This is a genomic window from Pseudoalteromonas ulvae UL12, from assembly GCF_014925405.1.
Classification (GTDB): domain Bacteria; phylum Pseudomonadota; class Gammaproteobacteria; order Enterobacterales; family Alteromonadaceae; genus Pseudoalteromonas; species Pseudoalteromonas ulvae.
The window spans coordinates 472,480-485,159 of record NZ_AQHJ01000035.1 but is presented as its reverse complement, the minus strand read 5'-3'; the positions used below and the strand labels follow the sequence as shown (position 1 = coordinate 485,159).

At 42.2% G+C, this 12,680-nt stretch carries 9 protein-coding genes; 6 read left to right on the top strand and 3 right to left on the bottom strand.

Translation table 11 applies throughout. The annotated features are described in order from the left end of the window. Positions 1-209 precede the first annotated feature (209 nt). The 5 genes from PULV_RS20220 (at position 210) to PULV_RS20200 (ending at position 6,006) form a co-directional block, all read left to right on the top strand. A complete protein-coding gene (locus PULV_RS20220) occupies positions 210-1,541 on the top strand; it encodes a GH1 family beta-glucosidase (RefSeq protein WP_193332480.1) in 1,332 nt (443 codons plus the stop codon). A gap of 34 nt (positions 1,542-1,575) precedes the next feature. After that, a complete protein-coding gene (locus PULV_RS20215) occupies positions 1,576-2,934 on the top strand; it encodes a glycoside-pentoside-hexuronide (GPH):cation symporter (protein ID WP_193332479.1) in 1,359 nt (452 codons plus the stop codon). Between the two features lie 33 nt (positions 2,935-2,967). After that, entirely contained in the window at positions 2,968-3,972 is a 1,005-nt protein-coding gene (locus tag PULV_RS20210; RefSeq protein ID WP_086745546.1) for a LacI family DNA-binding transcriptional regulator, read from the top strand. Between the two features lie 149 nt (positions 3,973-4,121). Next, positions 4,122-4,931: a hypothetical protein gene (locus PULV_RS20205; RefSeq protein WP_193332478.1), complete on the top strand. Its 810-nt coding sequence runs from the start codon at positions 4,122-4,124 to the stop codon at positions 4,929-4,931. An 88-nt stretch (positions 4,932-5,019) separates the two neighbouring features. Beyond that, positions 5,020-6,006 carry a fatty acid desaturase gene (locus PULV_RS20200; protein WP_193332927.1) on the top strand — a complete coding sequence of 329 codons (987 nt, stop codon included), beginning with the start codon at positions 5,020-5,022 and terminating at the stop codon, positions 6,004-6,006. 46 nt (positions 6,007-6,052) lie between these two features. On the opposite strand, the gene PULV_RS20195 is transcribed toward PULV_RS20200, so the two are convergent. Then, on the bottom strand, positions 6,053-9,103 hold the full coding sequence (locus PULV_RS20195; RefSeq protein ID WP_193332477.1) for a TonB-dependent receptor: 3,051 nt from the start codon (positions 9,101-9,103) through the stop codon (positions 6,053-6,055). Between the two features lie 267 nt (positions 9,104-9,370). Beyond that, positions 9,371-9,667: a DUF6482 family protein gene (locus tag PULV_RS20190; protein WP_193332476.1), complete on the bottom strand. Its 297-nt coding sequence runs from the start codon at positions 9,665-9,667 to the stop codon at positions 9,371-9,373. A gap of 354 nt (positions 9,668-10,021) precedes the next feature. Between PULV_RS20190 and PULV_RS20185 the strand changes: the two genes are divergently transcribed. Then, positions 10,022-12,091 (top strand): M13 family metallopeptidase, encoded by a 2,070-nt coding sequence (locus tag PULV_RS20185; RefSeq protein WP_193332475.1) that lies wholly within the window; start codon positions 10,022-10,024, stop codon positions 12,089-12,091. A gap of 149 nt (positions 12,092-12,240) precedes the next feature. On the opposite strand, the gene PULV_RS20180 is transcribed toward PULV_RS20185, so the two are convergent. Further along, positions 12,241-12,534, bottom strand: coding sequence for a hypothetical protein (locus PULV_RS20180; RefSeq protein WP_086745540.1), 294 nt, complete (start codon positions 12,532-12,534; stop codon positions 12,241-12,243). Between the last annotated feature and the right edge of the window lie 146 nt (positions 12,535-12,680).

Below are 12,680 nucleotides of genomic sequence, written 5' to 3'. Positions count from 1 at the left end.
TCTTAGCGTCAGTGAGATCAACTGAATATATGCTTGATTTGTTGTAAAAGTAATTACACAAATTCAGTTGATATTTAATTTATAAAGCACTAACCTCAAATGTAAGCGCTTTCATTTAGCTTTTAAATCTAATGGCAAAATACCAATAACACAAGGCATTTTGTAAGCGCTTACAAAATAAAATAATTGATTACAGGTATTCTTGACTGATGAAGAAACTCACTCTGCCCCATGGTTCTGCCATGAATACAAAAGCATTTACTTATGGTGTAGCCACTGCGGCATTTCAAATTGAAGGCGCTGCAGAATTCAGATTGACCAATATTTGGGATACCTTTTGCGCCCAGCCAGATAACATTGCTGACGGTTCCGATGGGCTTGTCGCCTGTGATCACTATCATCAATGGCAGCAAGATCTCGACCTTATTAGTGAGCTTGGCGTAGATGCCTATCGTTTTTCAATTTCTTGGACCCGAGTAATCAATGAAGACGGCAGCTTAAATCAACTAGGGGTCGATTTTTATATTCGAATATTAAATTGCCTAAATGAACGAGGCATTCAAGCTTTTGTGACGCTCTATCACTGGGATCTTCCACAATACTTAGAAGACCAAGGGGGTTGGCTCAATCGAGAAACAGCGTATCACTTTGCGCATTATGCCGATCTGATCAGTCAGGCATTCGCAGGGCGAGTCACTAGCTATGCCACACTTAACGAACCCTTTTGTAGCGCCTATTTAGGTTATGAAATTGGCATTCACGCCCCCGGCATAAAAGGAAAACAATACGGTAAAAAAGCAGCTCATCACTTACTGTTAGCACATGGTTTGGCCATGCTGGCCCTGCAAAAAAACAGCCCTAACAGCCAAAACGGTATCGTGCTTAACTTTACTCCGGCTTACCCTGCAACAAACATTCCCGAAGATATCCATGCGGCACATTTTGCCGATGAGTATTTTAACCACTGGTATATTCAGCCGATTATGGAGGGTCAATATCCAGATATAATCAATCAGTTGGCAAATGATCACCTACCTGTTATTCAACCAGGAGACATGGCCATAATAAATCAGCCACTTGATTTTATTGGTATCAATTATTATACCCGCGCCGTGTACCAAGCTGATAAACAGCATGTTTTTAAAGAGCTCCCAGCGCAGCCGCCTCTCACCGATATGGGATGGCAGATTTACCCTGAAGCATTTAGTCATTTGCTGATCTCATTACATAATCGCTACCCACTGCCACCGATTTATATCACTGAAAATGGCGCAGCTATGCCCGATAAACTGATCAATGGTGAAATTAATGATAGCGACCGTATTGACTATTATCAGTCTCACCTTAATGCTGTAGAGAGTGCCATCACACATGGCGTTAATATTAAAGGATATTTTGCTTGGAGTTTGATGGATAATTTTGAATGGGCCGAAGGATATTTAAAACGCTTTGGCATTGTTTATGTCGACTACACAACACAGACTCGAACCATCAAAGCCAGCGGCCATGCATATCAAGAGTTAATCAAGCAACGCGTCTAAACTCAAAAGAACTATCAATAAGGTGACAGCCAACATGCTGACAAAAAAAGAAAAAATAGCTTATGGGCTGGGAGACACCGCCAGCAACATCATTTTTCAAACAGTCATGATGTTTTTATTGCTGTTTTATACCGACGTAGTCGGCTTGTCGCCCGCTGTGGTGGGGGTCTTGTTTTTGGTCGTGCGGGTTGTTGACGCCATTACCGATCCGCTTATGGGTGCATTAGCGGATAAAACCCATTCAAAATGGGGGCAATTTCGGCCTTACTTGCTTTGGCTAGCGCTACCCTTTGCGCTAATAAGTATTTTAGCGTTTAGCACACCTGATTTTACAGGCAATAGTAAAATCATTTATGCCTTTGTTACCTATACCTTATTGATGCTTGCCTATACCGCTATTAATATTCCATATTGCGCCTTAGGGGGGGTATTGACCGCAAATAAGTCAGAGCGTGTTAGTGTGCAAGCATATCGCTTTGTTTTTGGCATGCTCGGAGGTGTGATTGTTGCCGCCTGCACTATGCCGATGGTGGCCTATTTTGGACAAGGGGATAATGCCAAAGGGTATCAAATTACCATGGTGGTGATGAGCACACTTGGCTTGGTGCTTTTTTTATTGTGTTTTTTAGGCACCAAAGAGCGGATTGCGGCCCCTGATACACCAATAAAATTTAAAGCGGGCATCGCGGCACTGTGGCAAAACGATCAATGGCGTATTCTGTGCATCGCGGCATTATTTTTACTGACCGGACAAGTGTTAAAATTTAGTTTAGCGGTCTATTACGTCAAATACTTCCTCGGTCGCGAAGATTTAATCACTGCCTTTATGACCGCCGGAGTATTGGCCAGCATGCTCGGTTGTGCACTGGCACAACCATTGGCTAAGCGCGTCTGTAAAATCAAAGCGTACATTTGGCTGCAGAGTATCGCAGCTGTCATGTGTGCATTTGCGTATTTTGTACAATCTCATCAAATTGCACTGGCATTTCTAGCCTTTATTTTATGGAAATTTTTCTTAGACATGGCCACGCCATTACTGTGGGCAAAAATGGCCGACACTATCGATTATGGCGAATTTAAAACCGGCCAGCGAGTCACAGGTTTGGTCTACTCGGGGGTGATATTTTTCATCAAACTCGGCGTCGCAATTGGCGGAGCCTGCGCCGGTTGGTTATTAGCTTGGTACGATTATCAACCTGATAGCAGCCAAACCACAGCCACCTTAGATGGGATCGTTTTATCATTTACTTTATATCCCGCACTCGGTTCAGTGTTGGTTGCACTCATTATGACCCGTTATACCCTAACAGAACAAAAAGTCAGCGAGCTGCATGATCAATTACCACAAAACAGTGATCTTCGTGCTCAACATGATAAGCTAGCGACCAGTTAAATTTTTATTAATCCATCTATAACAGGGACTTCCATGGCGACGATTTATGATGTGTCCGTATTGGCAGGAGTGTCATTAGCCACAGTATCACGGGTAATGAACAACAGTGGAAATGTCAGCGACAAAACGCGTAAAAAAGTCGAAGCCGCCATGGACGAACTTGGTTATCGCCCAAATACTGTTGCACAGTCTCTGGCTTCAAACCGCAGTAATAGTATTGGTATTTTGGTGTCTGAGCTATATGGCCCTTATTTCGGTCAAATGATGAGTGGCATCGAAGCCGAAGTGCGTGCTGCAGGCAAACACGTCATCATCACAACGGGTCATTCCGAAGCGCAAAAAGAACAAGCTGGCATTGAATTTTTACTCAGCCGTAAATGTGATGCACTCATTTTACATGTCGAAGCCGTCAGCGATGACTACCTGATTACTCTATGCAAACAAAGTGTGCCCGTGTATTTGGTTGGCCGCTTCGTGCCTGAATTAGCTGAGCGCTGTATTAGTTTAGATAACCGTTTGGGCGGGTATCTTGCGACAAAAACGTTGCTAGAGCATGGCCACCGCGATATCGCGTATATTTCAGGGCCATTATTTAAGCCCGATGCTCGCCATCGACTAGAAGGTCATAAACAAGCGCTGGCGCAGTACAACATCATATTTGAAAATACGTTATTTTTCGAAGGTGACTTTAATGAAACCGGCGGTGAGCAAGGCATGGCCGCTTTTGCAAATACGGGACGCCCATTTAGTGCACTATGCTGCGCGAATGATGAAACAGCCGCAGGTGCGATGGAATATGGCCGTAAACTCAACCTTGACCTACCGAATCAACTTTCCGTGATTGGCTTTGATAACATAATTGTTGCTAACTATTTATATCCGCGTTTGACCACCATCGAAAATCCTATTATGGCAATGAGCCAAATGGCGGCAAAACTGATGTTAAAGCAAGTTTACCAACAAAAAAATGGCTCTATTCAGCATGTATTTGAACCTAAAGTCATCATGCGCGATTCATTGATTCGCCATACTCAGTAGTGGTGATCTTAGATAGCACAGCCATTAGGTACTTTGCTATACTGACAGTTCATCGGTTTACTATGTGACCTTTTATGGGCTTTTGTTTTATTGTATTTCAACCTTGCTTTGCACGACGACATTGTCTCTCATTCGTGTTCGGCTTGTGGGTGATGACGCTTACCTATAGCAATGGGGTCTATAGCACTGAAGTCATCAACCAAACAACTCAACAGCTGCCAGTACCCACAGAAATAAAAATAACCAGTACCACTCCAGCAAGCTTTGCATATTACCTTGAACTCATCCAGCAATCCCTTATTAAAGCTGGCACACCGCTCAAAATTAATTATCAAGGCAAATTGAACCAACAACGACAAGATAAATATTTCTCAGAAAATAAACTTTCTTTAATCATTCGATTACAATCAAGTCTCTTAGATTCCAATTATTTACGGGTTAATGTTGGCTTAACTCGGGAGTTAATTGGCAAGCGTGTTTTACTTATTTCACCTGAGCATCAACGTATATTCGATAATATTCACACAAAACAAGATCTAATCAACGCAGGACTCACTGGTGGGTTTGGTGAAGGCTGGTTTGATGCAACTGTTTGGCAATATAATCAGTTGCCTTATATCGAGTTTAGTGGTGATAAGAGCAAAATTTTCAATATGCTAGCCAGTGGCCGACGTCACTTTGAGTACTTTTCAAGAGGGGTCAACGAAATCCTACACGAACACGCTCGCTACCCAGATCTCGTCATTGAGCAGCACTTATTATTTGAGTACCACAATGACTTTTTTATTTACGTCAATAAAGACAACCCACAGTTACACTCACTTCTAGAATCAGCACTTATCCAAGCTGACACATCAGGACTAATGGATGAACTGATGATGAAACATTGGGGTAATTTAGAAGAACGTTTAAACTTGCTGCAACGGCGACATATCGACTTGAAGATGCCGCCGATTTAGATCGTGACAGAGTTTTATCTCGTATCATTTGCTTGATTTGCAAGATCCCGTATCATCACGCCAAATTACGCTGGAGGCCATTTAATTGATGCACACTTTATCGCCCAATCAACATATCCAAGCGATTGTCAAAGCCATAAAATTTGAAGAGAAAAAGCTCAGAGCGCGGCATACTTTTTTAGCTCATCAAAATACCTTAGGTCTGATAATCGTCCTGACTTCACTCGGTGCCCTAATCGGCTTAGGTACCTTGTATTATTTAGCGGTTATTCCGGCTTGGTTGTGCATTATTGCTGCCGCAATCGTGACGTCAATTTCTCATGAGATGGAACACGACCTCATTCATAAACAATACTTTGGCAAGCACCCTATCATGCATAACTTACTGATGCTGATTGTCTGGTGTATGCGCCCTAATACAATCAATCCATGGTTTCGCCGTAAAATACATTTACACCACCACAAAGTATCAGGGACCGATCAAGATATCGAAGAACGCCTCGTTGGCAATGGTACTAAAAACCCATTTATCCGCGCAGTGATTGTCTGTGATGGTTTATTAAGCCTAATGATTTCAGGCTTACGGATGCAAAAAGAAATCAAAGGTTTTCGATTTTTGACGATTTTTAATGCTGGTTTCCCTTTAGCGACCGCTTATTTTGTTATGTTATACGGATTTCTTGGGTTTCATTTACTCAACTTTTTAGCCATCCCCATTGATTATCCGCAGTGGTTGCTCAGCAACATACCATGGATTAACCTCGTGATGGTCACCTTAATTTTCCCCAATGTGTTACGCTCAGCGAGCTTAAACTTGGTCACTTCTTCAATGCACTATTACGGCGGAGTGAATAACTTACTACAGCAAACACATGTGTTAACTCACTGGGCCTTTGCGCCTTTTCAGCTATTTTGCTTCAATTTTGGCGCCACACATACGATTCATCATTTCATTCCCAATCAACCTTTTTATATTCGCCAATGGATCAGCAAACAGGTTCTACCAATCATGGCAACACACGGTGTGCGCTTTAATGATTTAGCCAGTTTAAAATACGCCAATTTATATCGATAAAAAAAGCCCAATCGATTAATCGATTGGGCTTGTTCATAACCGCCGATTAGAAGTTATATGTTAATGATAGATACAGCCTTCTAGGTGTTTGAAAATCAAGTGGCACATGGAAGTCAGGATTAATTTGCGTCGAGTCTCGCGCAAAATCACCTTGTGATTCCAATCCAACCGTTTGCTGTGAATTAAACACATTAAGTAAACGCGCACGTAATGCTAATTTATCACCAGCCCATTTTGGCGTGTAACGAACTGATAAATCAGTATTAAATGTCCAAGGTGTGCGCCCATACTGACCCTTAGATGTTAACTCACGTTCACCATTTTCATTTCGACAATAAAAAGATGACGCCGAGTAACGGGCTAAGCGATCATAAGTGATATCCTCAGGTGTATTTGACGGGTACCCTTCAAACTGTTCATACGGCACATAACCTAAACAGTTTTTAGCTTGACCTGAGGTCGCATTAAAGCTCACTGACATAATGACTTCTGGCGTCACTTCATACGAACCATAGACTTTAAACGCATGGCGACGGTCATTAGGCGTATAGCCATAGGTATTTTCTTGAAATAAACGATGATCGAAGTCTTGAGTAATGCCCGGATCATCTTGGCCCAAACCAGAGTTTACATACCCTTCGACATTCCCTTGTGATTTGGACCAAACATACGACCCACCCAGGTTCCAACCATCAATAAAACCACGGTTAAATGACAATTCTAGAGCTTTATAATCACGATCATACTCAGGTAGGCCTAAGTACGAATTTGGCACCACGACATCTTCAAGGGTATCATCATTATTCGTGTCTACCTGGAAATCCAGATCTTCTCCTGGATTCAAGACGATACAAGTTGGTATATCGTGCCAATCCATATCGGTATAACCTTGATCGAGGGCCCACTGATAGATATCACCCGGGCTACAAAAATCATCCATACCATTTTGAATTTTACGGTAGATCCCCTTGATCCCGACCGTCCAATCATCATCAATTTGTTGCTGATAACCTAAAATAAATTCATCTTGGAACATAGGACGTAAATCTTGTGCCACAATAGAGCCCGGATTGGGTGATTGTTTATTTTCCACATTCGCCTGGCCTATATCTCCAGTGATGTTCGGCACCCAAGTACGAGGATCTTGACCATCAAAATAATGATAAGAAACATCGCGATACGATACTCCTGACAAACGCTCGTTAGTATTACCAGGTACAGGAATGAAATAACGGCCTAAGCTAGCAAACAGTTTTTTCTCAGAATTACCGTCAACATCCCAAGAAAAACCTAACCTTGGAGCCAGCTCATTTTTAGCATCCACAAATGCCGCTCCATCGGCATTTTCGTTTTTAAAGCTTTCCCATCGTAGGCCTGCATATAACATCAAATCGTCATTAAACTGCCAACTATCCTCGATATAAACAGCCGAGTTTGTTGATTTATATTCAGCAGATAATTTCGCGCCGTCCCAAATACGGACATATTCTTGCCCGGGCTCTAGTTCAACACCATTAACTTTGGTATAGCTGTGATTGGGTGCCCCTACTTTGAAGTAGCGGTAGTACTTTCTATCATCCCCAACATAAACCCAACCTCGGTCGACACTAGACAAACGCTCTTCATCAAAACCAAAGCGAATAGCGTGATCACCTAGTTGATATTCTCCATCAATGCGGATTGCTGTGCGGGTTGAATACTCTTCAGGTGTATCTGGATCTAAAATCGACACAGTGCCTTGTGTCCAACATCCGCGTTGCACTAAACCACGGGCGTTATCGCGAGAATCCCAAATTCGATTACAACTGGTATCGACACCATCGGGTACTTCAGGCGAATCTTTATCATTGACGGACTTCAAGTCCCCTAACATTACAGATAATGAAAAATCATCCGTAATTGCGCCAGTATATTTCGCAATTGCGATATGACCGCCACTTTCACGTTCAAATTCACGGCGCACTTCTCCGTGTTGACCCGTATATGTCAGGCGATAATCGGGATCTTCTATTGAATGCGGATTGTCATAGATGATACGGTCTTCAATTTTTTTGTTATACACCCCAGTGAATTCAAAAATATGGTCGTCTGTTAAATACCAATCAAGCTTTACTAATCCTTGAGGAGAGTTACGTTTTACGTTAAGACTTTCATCGTTGTAGTAATAGTTATCTTCATTGTGAAAGCCTTCAAATGTGGCAAACACAAATAATTTATCTTCAATTAACGGTCCGCCTGCGGTGAGCACATAACTGGTTGCATCATAGGTATTGGCTTTTCGATACTTTAGATAATGATCACCATACGGATCGGCTAATGTGTCTTCATTGCGGGTTTTCACATCTTTAGGCTCTGCACGAAGTGCATCAAGGTTAGTATGAATGGACGCAGAAAATTGCCACTCATTAGTACCTGATTTTGTTACTTGATTGACCACCCCACCGAGTGAGCGGCCATACTCAGCGCCATATCCTCCGGTTTTAACTTGTTGTGAAGCAATGGCATCAAAAGGAATATTCGCAAAAGAAAGTAGCTTACGGTTATCTGTGATATCAAAACCATTAAGGTAATAACCATTTTCAGCCACAGACGAACCACCAAATGAAGCCAGGTTGCCAAATCCTGAATCACCTTTCACTGTACCAGGCGCTAATAAAGCGACCGAAGTTAAATCACGGCCAACAGGTAATAACTCAAAGTCATCGGCGGAAAACACACTGGTCGATTCTACTGACGTGGTATCTATTGAAGCGACTCGCGCACCAACCACAGTGATACGTTCAGGCCCTTCTTGCAGTAATGTAATATTCGAACCTGTGCCAACATTCACTGCAACTTGCGCTGAGTTACCTTTATTATCAATTACCGAGTAACGCCCAACGGGTAAGTTTTTAATATTAAAACGCCCATCAGCGCCAACAGTCACTTGCCTAGATAGCCCGGTATTCTCATTTTTAATGGTTATTACTACGCCGGATTCAGCTTTCCCATACACCGAACCAAATGCATTATTAGCATAAGCTTGAGGCAGTGTGCATAAACACGATGCCACTGCCAGCGCTGTCATTGAACGCTTAAATGTCCATTTTACTTTCATAATGTTCCCATCTTATTGTTATTAAAGTGATGTAAAACAACATGATAACCTCACAAGTCTGAGTATAATGATTACACACTTGAATACCAATTAAAGTTCCACAGACAAAAAAGTAACAAAAAGGAAACAATTTTAAAACATTTTAGGGACAAACGGCGGATTAAAGTAGACTAAAGTGTAATAAAACAAGAATGATTCGAACACAAACAAGGCTACGAACCATTCTTCAGCTTGCTGAACTGATCACTGAAGAGTCGCTCACGTTGTTCAATATAATTTGTTATCTCCAAGCGACACTTCTAATTCATTATTTATTTTTACTGGTCCGCCGACCATTTCATCATACGGGCTTGATTGACGTACCACTTGTTTTTTAGCTTTGACGTGCTGACAAAGCTGCTGCAAAGACAATAAGTTATGGCTTTTCAAACGCTGATTTTTTTCATCCGTTATCATGTATTCTTGCCCTTCGACAACCGCACTGACGTTATAAAGAGCTAAATCGAGAGAATGAAAAACAAGTTTTTCGACCTCAAAATATTGTTCTAATTTACTGAGTTTCATGTCTTTCTCCTACCAAACTTTCATCAATACGATGCAAAGTTAACAGGGGATCGCTCTGGCCCCCTCATCTTGATTGTTTAAAAAACTCTCAACTTAGCAACCAAGGTGAATTTATAAGTTATCACTCCCCGCATCGGTCGGTTGTTTATCTCTAAATTAGTCGAAATGAAAATCATCAGGATAAGAGACACAAAGGGTTGACCTTAATAAAGAGTCATCCTCACTTTATCTACTCAGGTAGCCATTCACCTCAAAAGCATTGCCTCGAAAAGAAATATCAATAAGAATCGGAAGGTAACTGTTCAGGGTCACAATAGTACCTAATTTATAATAATTAACATTCAAGGGAACCCAATGAAAAAGAATTTAATTGCAGCTGCCTTAGCTGCAACATTTATGGCTGGTTGTTCACAACCAGAGCAAACCGCGAAACAACCTACCAAACAAGAAACAGCCGCGCCTGCAAAAGCAGAGTTAGGCAGCTTTGGTGTTGATTTAACCGCGCGTAACGAAGCGATTAAACCAGGCGATGACTTTTTTATGTATGCCAGTGGTACTTGGTACGACAACTATGTCATGCCGGCCGATAAAACACGTTACGGTGCATTTGCAGGTCTTGCTGAGCGCAGTGAAGAACGTGTAAAAGTCATCATTGAAGAAATTGCAGCTCGCAGCGATCTTAATGCTGAAGAGCAAATGATTGCTGATTTTTATAACGCTTACATGGACACCGAGACGTTAAATAAATTAGGTGTTTCACCAATCAAAGCACTCTTAACACAAATCAATGCGGTCAAGACCACGGATGATCTAACAGCTGTATTTGGCCAGTCGTGGTTAAACGGCGTAAGAACACCAATTGGTGGCGGCATGTGGTTTAACCGTTTAGACCCTAATAAATACGAAATGTCATTAGGCGCAGGCGGGTTAGGCTTGCCAGATCGTTCTTATTACCTAGAAGATGCAGAACGTTTTGTTAAGACACGTGCTGCCTACGTTGCGCATATCGCAGACATGCTGAAATTTGCCGGTATTGACAATGGCACTGAGCGCGCACAAGCAATCTTGGCACTAGAGACACAAATTGCACAAGGTCATTGGCCACGAGAAAAGCGCCGTAACCGCGACTTAACCCTTAACCAAATTGCCCGTACAGACTTAGCGACTAACTACCCAGGCTTTAACTGGGACGTATACTTTGAGCAAACTGGCTACCAAGTGCCACAACTTAATGTATCACAACCAGAGCCAATCAAAGCCATGATTGATCTGATCAATAACCAAGATATCGCAGTCTGGAAAGATTACCTGACTTACCATGCACTTAGCGGTAATGCAGGCTTATTATCGGAAGACATCTTCAACACCAACTTTGCTTTTTACGGCAAAGAGCTCAGTGGTCAACAAGAGCCGCGTCCTCGCTGGAAACGTGCAATTAGCCAAATGTCAGGCACGGAATCCCTAGGTTTTGCCATTGGTAAAGTTTATGTGAGTCGTTATTTCCCTGAGTCATCAAAACAACAAATGTCTGAGCTAGTCGAAAACCTTCGCACAGCATTAGGCGAGCGTATTGATAACCTAGATTGGATGGGCGCAGAAACGAAAGTGAACGCACGCGCGAAACTGGCGGCATTCGTACCTAAAATTGGTTATCCAGATGAATGGCAGTCGTTTGATGGTTTAACCATTACGAATAATGACCTAATGGGCAACATCAAAAACATGCGTGAGTTCTTCCAAGCACAAGATGTCGCAAGAGAGCTCCAAAAAACTGATCGCAATCGCTGGGGCATGACACCACAAAGAGTGAACGCTTACTACAACAGCTCATTCAACGAAATTGTGTTCCCTGCAGCAATTTTACAACCGCCATTTTTCGATCCAAATGCTGATCCAGCGGTGAACTACGGTGGCATTGGTGCCGTGATTGGCCACGAGATGGGCCATGGTTTTGATGATCAAGGTTCAAAATCAGATGCGCAAGGGATTCAGCGTAACTGGTGGACAGATTCAGATCGCGCTGCGTTCGATGCAAAAGCCGACCAGTTAGCTGCACAGTACAGCCAATACGAACCCATTGAAGGCAACTTTGTTAATGGTCGTAACAGCTTAGGTGAAAACATTGGCGATGTGGGTGGCCTCGCGATGGCGTATCACGCATACCAGCTGAGCTTAGACGGTAAAGAAGCGCCAATTATCGACGGATTAACCGGTGACCAACGCTTCTTCCTCGCATGGGCACAAGTGTGGAAAGAAAAACGTACTGAACAAAGCATGTTAAACCAGCTTCGCGCCGGTACTCATGCGCCAGGTCGCTTCAGAGCCCAAGCACCACGTAATCACGATGCATGGTACAAAGCATTTAATGTGCAACCAGGCGATGCGTTATATCTTCCAGAAGATCAACGTGTTCGTATTTGGTAAAGCAAAGTAGTGAGACTCATTGATTGGTTTTATCAACCTCGATGAGTTATCTATTGCACAAATAAAACAACCCGCTTTAGCGGGTTGTTTTTTATCTATTCGGCCTTAAAAGTCGCTGCTATTACCCCATCAGCAATGAGCTTAAACAGTTAGATCTTAACCTTATGTTTTTTGATATACCAAAGCACCACTGGTATTTCGATAATCGCAAATGTCACCAGCGTAAACCAAAACCAGTTCACGTCGATTATAAACAGATTAAACAAACGCTCTGAACCCCAATATTGCGAACCCACCACAAAAAATGCAAAGCCCGAGGTAAACAAATCATAAAATGAAATTTTATTAAAACTGTTCCCAGCCAACTTCGGATAAACAGACAGATAAGCGACTAAAATAATCACCAGATTCAATAAAATAATTGATAACTCAGCAGAAAACATTCAACAATATACTCCAAAAAATTTCTCAAAAAGAATGTCAAAAATAAAATGTGCCATAAATCATGCCGACAAACATAATTGACTTTCACAATACTGAAAGCTCTGCCTGTCATAAAAAGCATGTCGATATTAGCACTGAGATAGTT